This window comes from Streptomyces hawaiiensis, assembly GCF_004803895.1.
GTDB classification, from domain to species: domain Bacteria; phylum Actinomycetota; class Actinomycetes; order Streptomycetales; family Streptomycetaceae; genus Streptomyces; species Streptomyces hawaiiensis.
The window spans coordinates 5,132,826-5,148,844 of the sequence record NZ_CP021978.1 but is presented as its reverse complement, the minus strand read 5'-3'; the positions used below and the strand labels follow the sequence as shown (position 1 = coordinate 5,148,844).

The 16,019-nt window shown below is 72.2% G+C and carries 12 protein-coding genes; 9 read left to right on the top strand and 3 right to left on the bottom strand.

What is annotated here, in order from left to right:
* The first annotated feature begins 276 nt into the window (after window positions 1–276).
* The 8 genes from fahA to CEB94_RS23765 all read left to right on the top strand — a co-directional run bounded on the left by fahA (window position 277) and on the right by CEB94_RS23765 (window position 10,131).
* On the top strand, window positions 277–1,488 hold the full coding sequence (gene fahA, locus CEB94_RS23800; protein ID WP_175434148.1) for a fumarylacetoacetase: 1,212 nt from the start codon (window positions 277–279) through the stop codon (window positions 1,486–1,488).
* 211 nt (window positions 1,489–1,699) lie between these two features.
* Window positions 1,700–2,638 (top strand): M56 family metallopeptidase, encoded by a 939-nt coding sequence (locus CEB94_RS23795; protein ID WP_175437132.1) that lies wholly within the window; start codon window positions 1,700–1,702, stop codon window positions 2,636–2,638.
* A gap of 501 nt (window positions 2,639–3,139) precedes the next feature.
* Window positions 3,140–3,928 (top strand): GntR family transcriptional regulator, encoded by a 789-nt coding sequence (locus CEB94_RS23790; protein ID WP_175434147.1) that lies wholly within the window; start codon window positions 3,140–3,142, stop codon window positions 3,926–3,928.
* Between the two features lie 33 nt (window positions 3,929–3,961).
* Window positions 3,962–4,189, top strand: coding sequence for a 4Fe-4S dicluster domain-containing protein (locus tag CEB94_RS23785; RefSeq protein WP_043497678.1), 228 nt, complete (start codon window positions 3,962–3,964; stop codon window positions 4,187–4,189).
* A gap of 30 nt (window positions 4,190–4,219) precedes the next feature.
* A complete protein-coding gene (locus CEB94_RS23780) occupies window positions 4,220–5,566 on the top strand; it encodes an ABC transporter substrate-binding protein (protein WP_175434146.1) in 1,347 nt (448 codons plus the stop codon).
* Window positions 5,563–6,441 (top strand): ABC transporter permease, encoded by an 879-nt coding sequence (locus CEB94_RS23775; RefSeq protein WP_175434145.1) that lies wholly within the window; start codon window positions 5,563–5,565, stop codon window positions 6,439–6,441. Before CEB94_RS23780 ends, CEB94_RS23775 begins: the two co-directional genes overlap by 4 nt.
* The gene (locus CEB94_RS23770) at window positions 6,425–7,291 is read left to right on the top strand and encodes an ABC transporter ATP-binding protein (protein ID WP_175434144.1); all 867 of its coding nucleotides are present in this window, start codon (window positions 6,425–6,427) and stop codon (window positions 7,289–7,291) included. Before CEB94_RS23775 ends, CEB94_RS23770 begins: the two co-directional genes overlap by 17 nt.
* Window positions 7,292–7,302: 11 nt before the next feature.
* Complete coding sequence (locus CEB94_RS23765) at window positions 7,303–10,131, top strand: fumarate reductase/succinate dehydrogenase flavoprotein subunit (protein ID WP_175434143.1); 2,829 nt, start codon at window positions 7,303–7,305, stop codon at window positions 10,129–10,131.
* 44 nt (window positions 10,132–10,175) lie between these two features.
* Here CEB94_RS23765 and recQ read toward each other — a convergent pair whose 3' ends face one another.
* A complete protein-coding gene (gene recQ, locus CEB94_RS23760; RefSeq protein WP_425472486.1) occupies window positions 10,176–12,239 on the bottom strand; it encodes a DNA helicase RecQ in 2,064 nt (687 codons plus the stop codon).
* A gap of 297 nt (window positions 12,240–12,536) precedes the next feature.
* Between recQ and CEB94_RS23755 the strand changes: the two genes are divergently transcribed.
* Window positions 12,537–12,734 carry a hypothetical protein gene (locus CEB94_RS23755; RefSeq protein ID WP_175434141.1) on the top strand — a complete coding sequence of 66 codons (198 nt, stop codon included), beginning with the start codon at window positions 12,537–12,539 and terminating at the stop codon, window positions 12,732–12,734.
* Window positions 12,735–12,797: 63 nt separating this feature from the next.
* On the opposite strand, the gene nuoN is transcribed toward CEB94_RS23755, so the two are convergent.
* Both nuoN and CEB94_RS23745 read right to left on the bottom strand, forming a co-directional pair.
* Complete coding sequence (gene nuoN / locus CEB94_RS23750; RefSeq protein ID WP_175434140.1) at window positions 12,798–14,447, bottom strand: NADH-quinone oxidoreductase subunit NuoN; 1,650 nt, start codon at window positions 14,445–14,447, stop codon at window positions 12,798–12,800.
* Window positions 14,444–16,015 (bottom strand): NADH-quinone oxidoreductase subunit M, encoded by a 1,572-nt coding sequence (locus tag CEB94_RS23745; protein ID WP_175434139.1) that lies wholly within the window; start codon window positions 16,013–16,015, stop codon window positions 14,444–14,446. The genes nuoN and CEB94_RS23745 overlap by 4 nt, the downstream gene beginning before the upstream one ends.
* Window positions 16,016–16,019: the final 4 nt, after the last annotated feature.

Sequence of the window (16,019 nt, the reverse complement as noted above, 5' to 3'; positions counted from 1 at the left end):
CCCGAGGCCTTCCGGCACCCGCCCAGAGTCGCCCCGTTCGCACCGCTCCGTCAAGATTGCGTCGCGTCCTGTGGATAACTTCCGGCACGTACGAATGTGCCGTCCCGTCCGGTACGCCGGAGCCGCCCCGTCCGGTCCCAACCGGGCCCACCTGCCCCGTTCGCCCCTGTGCGCCTCCTCGGACTCTGCCCAGGACAGGCGCGTCACCCGTAACGTGTGGCACGACCACGAACACGTGGCGACGACATGGCGCACCCGAAAGCGAGGCAGCACCCGATGCCCCCCTTCGATGTCCCCGAGGGCGACCCCTTCGGCCCGCACAACCTGCCGTACGGCGTGTTCTCCCTCCCCGGCTCGTCCCACCGGGCCGTGGGCGTCCGGCTCGGCGATCACGTGCTGGACGCGGGCGCGGCGGCCCACGCGCTCGGTTCGCCGTACGCCTCCCTGCTCGCGCGGCCGAACCTCAACCCGCTGCTGGCCGCGGGCCGCACGGCCTGGTCCGACGTGCGCCGGGCGCTGACCGCCTGGGTGACCGTGCCGTCCCACCGCGAGACCGTCGCACCGCTGTTCCACCCCCTGTCGTCGGTGACCCTGCACCTCCCGTTCGAGGTCGCGGACTACGTCGACTTCTACGCATCCGAGAACCACGCCCGCAACGTCGGCCAGATCTTCCGCCCCGACGCCGAGGACTCCCTCACCCCCAACTGGAAGCACCTGCCGATCGGCTACCACGGCCGTTCCGGCACGGTCGTGGTCTCCGGCACGGAGGTCCCGCGGCCGTCCGGCCAGCGCAAGGCGCCCACGGACGCCGCTCCCGTCTTCGGCCCGTCCGTCCGGCTGGACATCGAGGCCGAGGTCGGTTTCGTCGTCGGCGTGCCCTCCCGGATGGGCGCGCCGGTGGCCCTCGGCGACTTCCGCGAGCACGTGTTCGGGCTGTGCCTCCTCAACGACTGGTCCGCCCGCGACATCCAGGCCTGGGAGTACGTGCCCCTCGGCCCGTTCCTCGGCAAGTCCTTCGCCACGTCCGTGTCGGCCTGGATCACCCCGCTGGACGCCCTGGAGGAGGCCCTCGTGGCGCCCCCGGCCCGGACGCACGAGCTGCTGCCGTACCTCGACGACAGCGACGAGGAACCCGGCGGTTACGACCTGCGGATCAGCGTCGCCGTCAATGGCCACGTCGTCTCCGAGCCCCCCTTCTCCACCATGTACTGGACGGCCGCCCAGCAGCTGGCCCACATGACCGTCAACGGCGCCTCCCTGCGCACCGGCGACCTGTACGGCTCCGGCACGGTCAGCGGCCCGGCGGAACGGGAGCGCGGCTCCCTGCTGGAACTGACCTGGAACGGCCGCGAGCCGCTCGAACTCCCGGACGGCAAGCGGACCTTCCTGGAGGACGGCGACGAGGTCACCCTTTCGGCCTGGGCCCCGGGACCGAACGGCGTACGGGTGGGGCTGGGCCAGGTGACGGGGCGCGTGGTCCAGGGCTGACGCCGGCCGACCGGCCGGCCGACGGTGCCCCTTCCGGCTCTTTCGCCGCCGTTCGGCCCCTGACGCACCGCCCGGCCCGTCATACTGGGCGCGGGGCGGTGCGCCCGCACGTCCGTCACGCTCATCGTGGCCACCGGTGCGCACGGCGGCCGCCCTCCCCCGCACGACCCGTAGCCGCCCCTCTTCCGACGAGGAACCGGAGCCCGTGGCCATGACCGTCTGCCTGCTCCTGCTGAGCGTCGTCGCCGTGACGGCCGCCGTCCCCGTTCCCCGCGCGCTGACCCGGGCCGCGTGGCCCGAACGGGAACCGGTGGTCGCACTGTGGGTCTGGCAGTGCCTGGTGGCCACCGTCCTGCTGGCGTGCGTGACGGCGCTCTCGCTGGGCGCGGCGGCCGTCTTCGGTACCGTCCGCGCCCAGCTCTTCGCCCCGGCACCCCCCGCGGTGACCGCGGCGTACGACCTGTCCACCGCCCCGCCGTGGGCCGCCGCCCTCACCCTGCTGCTGGCCTGCGGTGCCGCCTGGACGACCGCGATGCTCGCGCGGGAACTCGTCGAGGCGCGCCGGCGCCGCGGCCAGGCCCGCGCCCATCTGCGCGAGCGCGCCCCCGACCTGCCGGCCGGCCTGCCCGCGGCGCGCGGTCCGCTGCTGGTCCTGGAGGACGAGTACCCGGACGCCTGGTGGATGCCCGGCAGCCCGCCCCAGTTGATCGTCACCACGGGCGCCCTGCACCGCCTCACCGACCACCAGCTCGACGCCGTCCTCACCCACGAGCGGGGCCATGCCCGGGCCCGCCACGACTGGCTGCTGCACCTGTCCACCGCCCTGGCCACCGGCTTCCCCCGCATCCCGCTGTTCGCCCACTTCTGCGACCAGACCCACCGCCTGGTCGAACTGGCCGCCGACGACACGGCCTCCCGCCGCTGCGGCCACCTGACCACGGCCCTGGCCCTGATCGAGCTCAACCAGCACCGCGGCGTGCTGTCCTGCGCTTCCAGCCACCGCCTGCTGGGCGAGCGGGTCGACCGGCTCCTGGAACCGCCGCCCCGGCTGGGCCGCCGGCACCGGGCCCTGACCACCACGACGGCCGCGCTCGTACCGCTGCTGCCCCTGCTGATCGCCTTCGCCCCGGGCCTGACGGCGCTGTCGTAGCCGAGCCGGCCCGACGGGCGGGGGCTCTCGCAGGCGTACCGACCCCGGCGGGCGGCGGCTGCCGTGGGCGTACCGGCGCGGGCGGCGGGGTCTCTCGTGGGCGTACCGGCCCGGCGGGCGGGGGTCTCGCATGCAGACCGGCCCGGCGGGCGGCGGCTGCCGTGGGCGTACCGGCGCGGGCGGCGGGGTCTCTCGTGGGCGTACCGGCCCGGCCGGCGGGGGTCTCGCATGCAGACCGGCCCGGCGGGCGGCGGCTGCCGTGGGCGTACCGGCGCGGGCGGCGGGGTCTCTCGCAGGCGTACCGGCCCGGCGGGCGGCGGCTGTCGTAGCCGAGCCGGCCCGGCGGGCGGGGGTTCTCGCATGCAGACCGGCCCGGCGGTCGGTGGCGGATCTCCTCGCGGAGCGGCCGAAATGCCAGCTCACCCGTCGAACTGGTCACACTTCCGGTGGCGCAACATTCCCGCAACACCACTTTTCCTATCGGATAGGTATGGTCCGAGCATGCCCAGTGACCGCATCCGAGACCACGCCGGACAGGGAGCCGCGACCACCGTCGCCGCCCACCGTGCGCGGCGACGGCTGCGCGCCGACCGGGCACGGCAACTGGCCGACCTGCTCCGCCGGCTGCTGCTCACCGGCGCCTTCCCCGACGGCGTCCTCCCCCACGAGTCGACCCTCGCCACCGAGTACGGCGCCAGCCGCAACACGGTCCGCGAGGCTCTCGACCTGCTGCGGTCCGAGGGCCTCGTGGAACGCCAGCCGGGCGTCGGCACCGTGGTCGTGGCCCACAAGTACCCCCACGGCCTCGACCGCCTGATGGGCCTCGCGGAAACCCTCCGCGAACACGGGCAGGTCACCAACGAGGTCCGCACCATGGGCCCCGCCCCGGCACCCGCACCGGTCGCCGACCGCCTCCGGCTCGCGCCCGGCACCGACGTCCTCTACATCGAACGCCTGCGCAGGCTGGGCGGTCTTCCCCTGTCCCTCGACCTCACCTACATCCCCCTCGACATCGGCACCGAACTGCTCGGCGCCGACCTGGAGAACACCGACGTCTTCCGCCTCCTGGAAGCCGTCACCGGCCAGCGCCTCGGCCACGCCGAGATCACCCTGGAAGCGGTCAGCGCGGACACCCACTCGGCCGCCGTGCTCGAGGCCCCGCGCGGCACCGCCGTCCTCATGCTGGAACGCCTCACCCACCTCGCGGACGGCCGCCCGGTCGACCTGGAGTTCATCCGATTCCGCGGCGACCGCATCACCATGAGCGGCCTGCTGCACCGGACCCGGTAGCCGACCCGCTCGCGCACATCCCTGGAGACAGCCATGCCCTTGGTGCCCCAGCGGGCCGACGTGCCCGTGACCATCGACGAGTCGAAGTGCATCGACGGCTGCACGCTCTGCGTGGACATGTGCCCGCTGGACTCCCTCGCCATCGACGAGCGCAACGGCAAGGCCTACATGCATGTCGACGAGTGCTGGTACTGCGGCCCGTGCGCGGCCCGCTGCCCCACCGGAGCCGTCACGGTCAACATGCCCTATCTGCTCCGGTGAGAGGCCCGAACCGTCATGTCCCGAACCAGCATGAAACGCGCAGCAGTCGCGACATCCGCCGTCGTTCTCCTGCTCCCGCTCAGCGCCTGCGGCGGTGACGCCGAGGCGGGCAGCGGCTCCACGGTCACCGTCACCGTCGGCTACCAGTCCAGGACGATCAACACCGTCACGGCCGGCACTCTGCTCCGCTCCCTCGGCGCCTTCGAGAAGCAGCTGAACTCCCTGCACGACGGCATCCACTACAAGGTGAACTGGCAGGACTACGCCACCGGCGCCCCCATCACCGCCCAGATGACAGCCGGGAAGATCGACATCGGCTCGATGGGCGACTTCCCCCTGCTCATCAACGCGGCCCGCGGCAAGCAGCTGAACAGCCCCACACGCCTGGTGTCGGTCACCGGCTACAACCTGCGCGGCGGCCTCAACACCATCGTCACCGCCCCCGGTTCCAAGCTGACCTCCCTGAAGGACCTGAAGGGCAAGAAAGTCTCCACGAGCGTCGGCTCGGCCGCCGACGGCACCCTCGTAAGGGCCCTGCAGCGGGCCGGCATCAACCCGGACAGCGGCATCGAGAAGCTCAACCAGCAGCCCTCCGTCGGCGCCTCCGCCCTCGCGGCGGGCAGCACGGACGCGCTGTCCCAGTTCGTCGCCTGGCCGGGCCTGCTCGCCTTCCAGGGCAAGGCGAAGGCGATCTACGACGGTGCCCGGCTGAACCTGCCCACCTTTCACGGCGTCACCGCCCGCGAGGACTTCGCGAAGCAGCGCCCGGCCGTGCTGGAGGCGTTCCTGAAGGCCCAGGCGGAGGCCACCGACTACCTGAACGACCACCCGGTGGACGCCGCCGAGAAGGTCGCGAAGGCGACCGGCCTGCCCGCCGAGGTCGTCTACCTCTACAACGGCGCTCACGGCATCGCCACCTTCGACCCGGCCATCAGGCCCCGGCTCGTCTCCGCGCTGAAGCAGGACGTGTCGATCCTGAAGTCGGCGAAGCTCACCGGCGACGTGGACGTCGACTCCTTCGTCGACGACCAGTACGTGAAGAAGGCCCTCGGACCGGCGGCGTACGCCAGGCATTCCGCCACGAAGCCCGCACCGGCCGCGAGTGAGGCCTGGCCCAAGGGCGCCTCGAAGACCGTCACTTTCAACTCCCCCTCCGCACTGCTGCGTTACGTGGCCGGGCACCGGAACTCCCTGCGCGCCGCCTACGTCCCCGACACCACCACCGGCACCCTCTGGTTCGCCGACCAGGCCGTGTGGGTGGCCGACGGCGCCAAACTGCTGTCCTTCGTCGCCCCCGACACCGCGCAGGCGTACATCGCCGGCCACGGCGGAGCGCGGGTCGTCCCGTACGCCGACGCTCTGGAGCGGGCCTCGTGAAGCGGTATGCGCTCCGCGTGGTGTCGCTGGCCGCCGCGCTGGGCCTGTGGCAGGCGCTGACCAGCCTGAACATCGACCTGTGGCTGCGCTTCTCCCAGTTCCCGACGGTCACCGACGTGGCCCGGGCCTTCGCCGCCCGGGTGTCCGGGCCGGACTACTGGACGGACCTCACCGACAGCCTCACCCGGATTCTCACCGGCTTCCTGCTGGCCGCCGTCCTCGGTGTGGCCACGGGCGTGCTCGTGGCGCGCTCGCGACTGGCCGAGGACCTGCTCGGCCCGGTGCTGGAGGTGATCCGCCCGATCCCGGCCATCGCCCTGGTCCCCGTCGCGATCCTGCTGTTCCCCTCCAACGAGCAGGGCATCGTCTTCATCACCTGCACCGCCGCCTTCTTCCCGGTCCTGGTCTCCACCCGGCACGCGGTGCGCGCGCTGTCTCCCGTGTGGGAGGAGGCGGTGCGCACGATGGGCGGCGGCCGGTGGCGGATCCTCGGCTCGGTCGTCCTGCCGGGCGCGCTGCCCGGTGTGTTCGGCGGGCTGTCCGTCGGCATCGGCGTCTCGTGGATCTGTGTGATCTCCGCCGAGATGATCTCCGGCCAGTACGGCGTCGGTTACCGCACCTGGCAGGACTACACCGTCGTCGACTACCCCGGTGTGTTCGTCGGCATGGTCACCATCGGTGTCCTCGGCTGGCTCACCTCCACGGCCGTGGAACTGCTGGGCCGCCGCCTCACCCGCTGGCTGCCCCGCACCGCGTACGTGCCAGGCGCCCGGCCGCCCCGGCCCCACCGGTCCGTGAAGCCGGCACCGGCCGCCCCCGCCGCCGTCCCCGGCGGGGCCCGATCCGAGGAGGCACGCGATGAGCACCTCGTCTGAGACCGTCTCGAACACCCCGCCCGGGGCCGCCCCGAACACCTCGTCGGAGTCCGTCCGGAACACCTCGCCCGAGGCGGTCCGGAACACCCCGTCCGAGGCCGCCCCCGCCGCCCCGGGGCGCGGGACCCGGCTCACCCTCGCCGCAGCCTCCCTCGGCCGCCCCGGCGCGCCGGCCCTGGACGCGGTCGACCTGGACATCGCCCCCGGCGAGATCCTCAGCGTCGTCGGCCCCTCGGGCTGCGGGAAGTCCACCCTGCTGCGCACCCTGGCCGGCCTGCTGTCGCCGCTCACCGGCGAGATCACCCAGGACGGGCACCCGCTGACCGGCCCCTCGGCCGACCGCGCCCTGGTCTTCCAGGAGGACGCCCTGCTCCCCTGGCGCACCCTGCGCGCCAACGTCGAACTCCCCCTCGCCATCCGCGGTGTGCCCCGCGCCGAGCGCCGGACGCAGGCCCAGGCGTGGCTGGAGCGGGTCGGACTCGGTTCGCAGGCACGGCAGTTGCCGCACCGGGTCTCGGGCGGGCAGCGCCAGCGCGTCCAGCTGGCCCGCGCCCTGGCCGGACGCCCGCGCGCCGTCCTGATGGACGAGCCGTTCGGGGCGCTCGACGCGCAGACCCGCGCAGGCATGCAGGACCTGCTGGTGGAGGTGCTCCAGGGAACGGGCGCCACCGTCGTCTTCGTCACCCACGACGTGGACGAGGCCCTGTTCCTCGGCGACCGCGTGGCCCTGCTCGGCGCGGGCGGCCTCCTCGCCGTCCGGTGCATCCCCCGCCCGCGCGAGCGCGGCGCACACGACGACCCGGCGCGCGTGGCCCTGCGGCGCGACGTCCTCACCTCGCTCGGTACGTGAAAGGCACCCCGGTGACCACCTCCGTGAACCCCCCTGCGGACGCCCCCCTGGCCGTCCCGTCGCTCGCCGACGCCGAGGAACTGACCTGCGACGTCCTCGTCATCGGCGGCGGCACCGCCGGCACCATGGCCGCCCTGACCGCCGCCGAGCACGGCGCGAACGTGCTGCTGCTGGAGAAGGCCCACGTCCGCCACTCCGGCGCGCTCGCCATGGGCATGGACGGCGTCAACAACGCGGTCATACCGGGCCGGGCCGAGCCCGACGACTACGTCGCCGAGATCACCCGCGCCAACGACGGCATCGTCGACCAGTCCACCGTCCGCCAGACAGCCACCCGCGGCTTCGACATGGTGCAGCGGCTGGAGTCCTACGGCGTGAAGTTCGAGAAGGACGAGCACGGCGACTACTCCGTCCGCCAGGTGCACCGCTCCGGCTCCTACGTACTGCCGATGCCGGAGGGCAAGGACGTCAAGAAGGTCCTCTACCGGCAGCTGCGGCGGCGCGAGATGCGGGAGAGGATCCGCATCGAGAACCGGGTCATGCCGGTGCGCGTCCTCACGGCGGAGGGGCGCGCTGTCGGGGCAGCCGGATTCAACACCCGCACCGGGCAGTTCGTCCAGGTCCGCGCGGGCGCGGTCATCCTCGCCACCGGCGCCTGCGGCCGCCTCGGCCTGCCCGCCTCCGGTTACCTCTACGGCACCTACGAGAACCCCACCAACGCGGGCGACGGCTACGCCATGGCCTACCACGCGGGCGCCGAGCTCACCGGCATCGAGTGCTTCCAGATCAACCCGCTGATCAAGGACTACAACGGCCCGGCCTGCGCCTACGTCGCCAACCCCTTCGGCGGCTACCAGGTCAACCGGCACGGCGAACGCTTCGTGGACTCCGACTACTGGTCGGGCCAGATGATGGCCGAGTTCGCGGCCGAGGTCGCCTCCGACCGGGGCCCCGTCTACCTGAAGCTGAGCCATCTCCCCGAGGAGTCGGTCTCGGCCCTGGAGACGATCCTGCACTCCACCGAGCGCCCCACCCGCGGCACCTTCCACTCCGGCCGCGGCCACGACTACCGCACCCACGACGTCGAGATGCACATCTCCGAGATCGGCCTGTGCGGCGGCCACTCCGCCTCCGGCGTCCGCGTCGACGACCACGCCCGTACGACCGTGCCCCGGCTGTACGCGGCCGGTGACCTGGCCTGCGTGCCGCACAACTACATGATCGGAGCGTTCGTCTTCGGCGACCTCGCGGGAGCGGACGCGTCCCGGTACCAGGCCTACGCGGGCGAGTTGCCCGCGGAGCAGCTCCGGGAGGCGCACGAGCTGATCTACCGCCCGCTGCGCAACCCCGACGGCCCGCCGCAGCCCCAGGTCGAGTACAAGCTGCGCCGCTTCGTGAACGACTACGTGGCCCCGCCCAAGTCCGGCGCCCGGCTGTCGCTGGCGTTGGAGGCGTTCGAGCGGATGCACACCGACATCGCGGCGATGGGGGCCCGCACCGCGCACGAGCTGATGCGCTGCGCCGAGGTCACCTTCATCCGCGACTGCGCGGAGATGGCCGCGCGGTCCTCCCTGGCCCGCACGGAGTCCCGCTGGGGCCTCTACCACGACCGCCTCGATCACCCCCGGCGCGATGACGCGTCCTGGTTCCACCACCTAGATCTGCACAAGTCCCCCTCTGGTGCGATGGAGTTCACGGCCCGGCCCGTGGCTCCCTATCTCGTTCCCGTCGACGGTTTCGATCCCGTCGGCGGCCCGTCTCGTGCCCTCGGCGAGGTCCACGCCGAGGATGTGGCCATGGCGGGCTCGCGGGACGTGGCGCCGGTCGCGGCCCCGGTGGGGGCGACAGCGGGGGCGGCGGATCCGGAGCGGACTCCGGCACCGCGGGCCTCGGCCCCTGTGCCTTCCGGCGAGCGGTCCTCCGCCCGACTGCTCGAACTCGTCGCCCTCGCCGAGGAGGAGCCCGAACTCGACGCCCTTCAGCCGTACTTGACCGACTCCGCGCCCGCTGTTCGCCGCGAGGCCGTCGCCGTGCTCACCGAGACCCTCCCGCCGGGGACGGGCAGCGCCCTCGCCTCCGCCCTGCGCGACACCGCCGCGGAGGTGCGTGCCGCCGCGGCCGCGTCACTGCGCGAGCTCGTCGAGACGCTCCCGGCCGAGCCCGACCTGCGCGACGGCCTCGCCGCCGCGCTGGCAGAGCCGGACCCGGTGGTCCGCGCCGCGGCCCTGGACGTCCTGCGCGCCCTGCGCCTCGGAGACGCCGCCCTGTTCGCGGGCTCCCTCGCCGACTCCGACATCGCCGTCCGCATCGAGGCCGTACGCGCCCTGGTGTCCGTCGACGCCGCCGGTGAACTGGCCCGTGCGGCGGGCGCCGACCCTTCCCGCGAGGTCCGGGTCGCGCTCGCCAAGGGCCTGGCCACGGTGGGTGCCGAGCGGCCGGCGGATGACGCCCGGGCCGGCGCCGATCCCACCGCCGGTGCGATCGAGGCGGCCCTCACCGGCCTCCTCGACGACCCCGATGCTCTGGTGCGGGCAGCGGCCTACGGAGCGCTCGGGACCACCGGCTGCCCGGCACCAATCACCGCACGCGCCGTGACCGCCCTGTCCGAGCCGGCCTGGCAGGTCCGGGCCGGAGCCGCCACGGCCCTGTCCGTCGCCGACCCCGACATGGCCGTCCCGGCCCTCGCCAAGGCTCTGGCGGACCCCAACGCCGACGTCCGCAAAGCCGCCGTCCTGGCCCTGACCCGGCACCGCACCACCGAGGAGGCCCGGGCGGCCCTCGCCACGGCGACGACGGACTCCGACGCGGATGTCAGGGCGTACGCGGGACGGGCGTTGTGACCGGTCCGGCCCCCCTGCCCGTCTGACCCGGCCGGGGTCCGGCTCTATATCCAGTCGTCGGGCTCCGGCTCCGCGTCCATCTCCGGCCAGTCGTCCGGCTCGCCCGCGTCCTGACCGGGTGCGTGAGCCGGAGCCCGGCCGGAGTCCTGGGCCGGGGCCGAGCCCCCTGCCGGAACCGGCTCGCCCAGGGCCGCGAGAACCTCCAGCACACCTTCCCCGTATGTTGCGAGCTTCTTCTCACCGACCCCGTTGATCCCGCCGAGCTGCCCGACCGACGTCGGCCACGCCATGGCGATCTCCCGCAGTGTGGCGTCGTGGAAGATCACATACGCCGGGACGCCCTGCTCACGAGCCTGCTCCGCGCGCCATGCGCGCAACGCCTCGAAAGCCGGCAGCAGTTCCTCGGGCAGCTCGGCGGCGACCGCCTTGCCCTTGCGCTCGCCCCGCCCGGAGCCCGCGGACGAGGACCCCGACCGGGAGGTCACCGGCTTCTTCGGCTCCTTGCGCAGCGGCACGTCCCGCTCCCGCCGCAGCACCGCCCCGCTGGCCTCGGTCAGCACCAGCGTGCCGTACTCGCCCTCCACCGCGAGCAGCCCCTGGGCGAGCAACTGCCGGACGACGCCACGCCATTCGCCTTCGGTGAGCTCCTCACCGATGCCGAACACGGACAGCTGGTCGTGGTCGAACTGGATGACCTTGGCGGTCCGCTTGCCCAGCAGGATGTCGACGATCTGCACCGCGCCGAACTTCTGCCCGCGCTCCCTCTGCAGTCTGACCACCGTCGACAGCGCCTTCTGCGCAGCGATCGTGCCGTCCCAGGTCTCCGGCGGGGTCAGGCAGGTGTCGCAGTTGCCGCAGCCGGAGGCGTCCGGGTCCTGGCCGAAGTAGGCGAGGAGCTGGCCCCGGCGGCACTGGGCCGTCTCGCACAGCGCCAGCATCGAGTCCAGGTGGGCCTGGGCCCGGCGCCGGAAGGCCTCGTCGCCTTCGCCGGACTGGATCAGCTTGCGCTGCTGGATGACGTCGTTCAGGCCGTAGGCCATCCAGGCCGTCGAGGGCAGACCGTCGCGGCCGGCCCGGCCCGTCTCCTGGTAGTAGCCCTCGACCGACTTGGGCAGGTCGAGGTGGGCGACGAAGCGGACGTCCGGCTTGTCGATGCCCATGCCGAAGGCGATGGTCGCCACCACGACCAGGCCGTCCTCCCGCAGGAAGCGGGACTGGTGGGCCGCGCGCGTGCCCGCGTCCAGGCCCGCGTGGTAGGGCACCGCCTCGACGCCGTTGCGGCTGAGGAACTCTGCGGTCGACTCCACCGACTTGCGTGAGAGGCAGTAGACGATGCCCGCGTCTTCCGCGTGCTCCTCGCGCAGGAAGCTCAGCAGCTGCTTCTTCGGGTCGGCCTTGGGCACGATCCGGTACTGGATGTTGGGCCGGTCGAAGCTCGCCACGAAGTGGCGGGCCGTCGGCATGTTCAGCCGCTGGGTGATCTCCTGGTGCGTCGCATGCGTGGCCGTCGCCGTGAGGGCGATCCGCGGCACGTCCGGCCAGCGCTCGCCGAGCAGGGACAGCGCCAGGTAGTCGGGCCGGAAGTCGTGGCCCCACTGGGAGACGCAGTGCGCCTCGTCGATCGCGAAGACGGAGATCTTCCCGCGGGAGAGCAGATCGAGCGTGCCCTCCAGCCGCAGCCGCTCCGGCGCCAGGTACAGCAAATCCAGCTCCCCGGCGAGGAACTCGGCCTCCATCAGGCGCCGCTCGTCGAAGTCCTGCGTGGAGTTCATGAACCCGGCCCGCACGCCCAGCGCCCGCAGCGCGTCCACCTGGTCCTGCATCAGGGCGATGAGCGGGGAGACGACCACACCCGTACCCGGCCTGACCAGGGACGGGATCTGGTAGCACAGCGACTTGCCGCCGCCGGTCGGCATGAGCACGACGGCGTCGCCGCCCGCCACCACATGGTCGATGACGGCTTCCTGCTCGCCGCGGAAGGCGTCGAAGCCGAAGACCCGGTGCAGCGCGGCCAGCGCCTCGCTCGCGTCGGCGCCGAGGGGCCCGGCGGGGTTGCCGCCCGCGCCGGTCACGGCCCCGGTCCCGGTCACCGCGTCCAGTTCCGTCATCACATCTGTCCCGCCCGTAGCGCCCATCGTTGCGTCCCCCGTGCGTCGCTCCTCGACCACTGCGTCCACCATAGGCGCCCGCACCGACAGCCCCGGAGTTATCCACAGGTCCCGCCCGGTCGAGGCGACGTGCCCATACTCGCGTTCGACTCAGCCCAATGGACGGCCCGCCTGGCAGGAGAAGGCGGCATGGGCTACCACTACGTCAAGGGAGGCTCATCAACTCCACCGATCCGGTGAAACCCGCCGCAGTCGTCCACCACAGGGACAAGCACGGCAGGCTGCGCGCCGGAGCCCGTGGAGTGGATCGTCCGGGACGCCGACCAGAAGGTGGAGACGGGCCGGGACCGCCCGGTCATGTTCGGCGACCGGCACTTCGACGGGCCGGAGGAGATCCCCGGTCTGGGTGTCGTCTACACGCTGCGGGCCTGGATCTTCAAGGACAACCCCAGAGGCGTCTTCCACCCCTGGAACCCCAGGGTGACCTGTCCCTGATCCGAAACGCCGCGGGACCCGGCTCCCGTAGGAGGCCGGGTCCCACCGAGGCGTACGGGGACGTCAGCGGACGAACACGCCCGCCTGCCCCGCCAGATCCAGGAAGTACTGCGGCGCCACACCGAGCACCAGCGTGACCGCCACGCCCACCCCGATCGCCGTCATCGTCAGCGGCGACGGCACGGCCACCGTCGGGCCCTCCGGCCGCGGCTCGCTGAAGAACATCAGCACGATGACGCGGATGTAGAAGAACGCCGCGATCGCCGACGAGATCACACCGATGACGACGAGCGGGGCGGCCCCGCCCTCCGCCGCCGCCTTGAACACGGCGAACTTCCCGGTGAAGCCGGACGTCAGCGGAATGCCCGCGAAGGCCAGCAGGAACACCGCGAACACGGCCGCCACCAGCGGCGAGCGTCGGCCGAGCCCCGCCCACTTGGACAGGTGCGTCGCCTCACCGCCCGCGTCGCGGACCAGGGTGACCACCGCGAAGGCGCCGATCGTCACGAACGAGTACGCCGCCAGGTAGAACAGCACCGACGAGACACCGTCGGGCGTGGTCGCGATGACACCCGCGAGGATGAACCCGGCGTGCGCGATCGACGAGTACGCCAGCAGCCGCTTGATGTCGGTCTGCGTGATCGCGACGATCGCACCGCCCAGCATGGTGACGATGGCCACGGCCCACATGACCGGCCGCCAGTCCCAGCGCAGGCCCGGCAGCACGACGTACAGCAGCCGCAGCAGCGCGCCGAACGCCGCCACCTTCGTCGCCGCCGCCATGAACCCGGTCACCGGCGTCGGCGCGCCCTGGTACACGTCCGGCGTCCACATGTGGAAGGGCACCGCGCCCACCTTGAACAGCAGGCCCATCACCAGCAGCGCGGCGCCGATCAGCAGCAGCGCGTCGTTGCCCATGGTGTCGGCGAGCGCCGGGTTGACGTCCTGCACGGTGCCCTCGACGACCTGCGCGATCGTCGCGTACGACATCGAGCCCGCGTAGCCGTAGAGCAGGGCGATGCCGAACAGGGTGAACGCGGAGGCGAAGGCGCCGAGCAGGAAGTACTTGACCGCCGCCTCCTGCGACATGAGCCGCTTGCGGCGGGCCAGCGCGCACAGCAGGTACAGCGGCAGGGAGAGGACCTCCAGCGCGACGAACAGCGTCAGCAGGTCGTTGGCCGCCGGGAAGATCAGCATGCCGGCGACGGCGAACAGCAGCAGCGGGAACACCTCGGTGGTGGTGAACCCGGCCTTGACCGCGGCCTTCTCGCTCTCGCTGCCCGGCACGGACGCGGCCTGCGCGGCGAAGGAGTCGACGCGGTTGCCGTGCACCACCGGGTCGAGGCGCCGCTCGGCGAAGGTGAACAGGCCCACCAGCGCCACCAGCAGGATCGTGCCCTGCAGGAACAGGGCCGGCCCGTCGACGGCGATCGCGCCCATCGCCGCGATGCGCGCCTTGGTCGTGCCGTACCCGTCGGCCGCGAGCGCCACGACCGCGGCGAAGGCGGCGGCGAGCGCGACGACGGACACGAACATCTGGGCGTAGTAACGCGACTTTCGCGGGACGAACGCCTCGATCAGGATCCCGACGATCGCCGCACCGACGACGATCAGGGTCGGCGACAACTGTCCGTACTCGAACTTCGGCGCGTCGATCTTGGTGATCGGCTCGGCCGCGGTTGTCCACAGGCTGTGGACGGCTGTTGCGCTCACTTGGCCGCCTCCACCTCGGGCTGGGGGTCCTTCTTCTGTACGTCGGACATGGTCTGCTTTACCGCCGGATCGATGATCTGCGTGACGGGCTTCGGGTAGACGCCCAGGAAGATCAGCAGGACGACCAGCGGGGCGACGACCACGAGCTCCCGCATCCTGAGGTCCGGCATCGCGGAGACCTCCGGTTTCACCGGGCCCGTCATCGTCCGCTGGTAGAGGACGAGGGTGTAGAGCGCGGCGAGGACGATGCCGAAGGTGGCGATGATGCCGATCACCGGGTAGCGCGTGAACGTGCCGACCAGGACCAGGAACTCACTGACGAACGGTGCCAGCCCCGGCAGTGACAGCGTCGCCAGGCTGCCGATCAGGAACGTGCCGGCGAGCACCGGGGCGACCTTCTGCACTCCGCCGTAGTCGGCGATGAGCCGCGATCCGCGCCGGGAGATCAGGAAGCCCGCCACCAGCATCAGCGCGGCCGTCGAGATGCCGTGGTTGATCATGTAGAGCGTCGCGCCGGACTGGCCCTGGCTGGTCATCGCGAAGATGCCCATGATGATGAAGCCGAAGTGGGAGATGGACGCGTAGGCGATCAGGCGCTTGATGTCCCGCTGGCCGACCGCGAGCAGCGCCCCGTAGATGATGCTGATCAGGGCGAGGACGAGGATCACGGGTGTGGCCCACTTGCTGGCCTCCGGGAAGAGCTGGAGGCAGAAGCGGAGCATCGCGAAGGTGCCGACCTTGTCGACGACCGCCGTGATGAGCACGGCGACCGGGGCGGTGGACTCCTGCATGGCGTTGGGCAGCCAGGTGTGCAGCGGCCACAGCGGCGCCTTCACCGCGAAGGCGAAGAAGAAGCCGAGGAACAGCCACCGTTCGGTGCTGGTCGACATGTCGAGCGTGCCGTTGGCGCGGGCCTCGGCGATCTCCTGGAGCGAGAAGTTCCCGGCGACCACGTACAGGCCGATCACCGCGGCCAGCATGATCAGACCGCCGGCCAGGTTGTAAAGGAGGAACTTCACCGCCGCGTACGACCGTTGCGTCGCCGCCGCCTTCTCACCGTGCTCGTGGGCACGGTCCCCGAAGCCGCCGATGAGGAAGTACATCGGGATCAGCATGGCTTCGAAGAAGATGTAGAAGAGGAAGACGTCGGTGGCCTCGAAGGAGAGGATCACCATCGCCTCGACGCCGAGGATCAGGGCGAAGAAGCCCTGCGTCGGCCGCCAGCGGCTGCTGCCGGTCTCCAGCGGGTCGGCGTCGTGCCAGCCCGCGAGGATGATGAACGGGATGAGCAGGGCGGTCAGGGCGATCAGCGCCACCCCGATGCCGTCCACACCCAGTTCGTAGCGGACGCCGAAGTCGGCGATCCAGGCGTGGGACTCGGTGAGCTGGTAGCGGTCGCCGTCCGGGTCGAAACGGACCAGGACGGTGACCGCCAGGACGAACGTGGCGAGCGAGAAGAGCAGCGCCAGCCACTTGGCGGCGGTGCGCTTCGCGGCCGGTACGGCGGCCGTGGCGATCGCTCCGATGGCCGGGAGCGCCGCTGTCGCTGTCAGCAGAGGAAAGGACATCGGT

Bases quoted from the DNA above. Each gene is read 5' to 3' on its own strand.
- fahA (WP_175434148.1), top strand. From the start codon at position 277: ATGCCCCCCTTCGATGTCCCCGAGGGCGACCCCTTCGGCCCGCACAAC.
- CEB94_RS23795 (WP_175437132.1), top strand. From the start codon at position 1,700: ATGACCGTCTGCCTGCTCCTGCTGAGCGTCGTCGCCGTGACGGCCGCC.
- CEB94_RS23790 (WP_175434147.1), top strand. From the start codon at position 3,140: ATGCCCAGTGACCGCATCCGAGACCACGCCGGACAGGGAGCCGCGACC.
- CEB94_RS23785 (WP_043497678.1), top strand. From the start codon at position 3,962: ATGCCCTTGGTGCCCCAGCGGGCCGACGTGCCCGTGACCATCGACGAG.
- CEB94_RS23780 (WP_175434146.1), top strand. From the start codon at position 4,220: ATGAAACGCGCAGCAGTCGCGACATCCGCCGTCGTTCTCCTGCTCCCG.
- CEB94_RS23770 (WP_175434144.1), top strand. From the start codon at position 6,425: ATGAGCACCTCGTCTGAGACCGTCTCGAACACCCCGCCCGGGGCCGCC.
- recQ (WP_425472486.1), bottom strand. From the start codon at position 12,239: ATGACGGAACTGGACGCGGTGACCGGGACCGGGGCCGTGACCGGCGCG.
- CEB94_RS23745 (WP_175434139.1), bottom strand. From the start codon at position 16,015: ATGTCCTTTCCTCTGCTGACAGCGACAGCGGCGCTCCCGGCCATCGGA.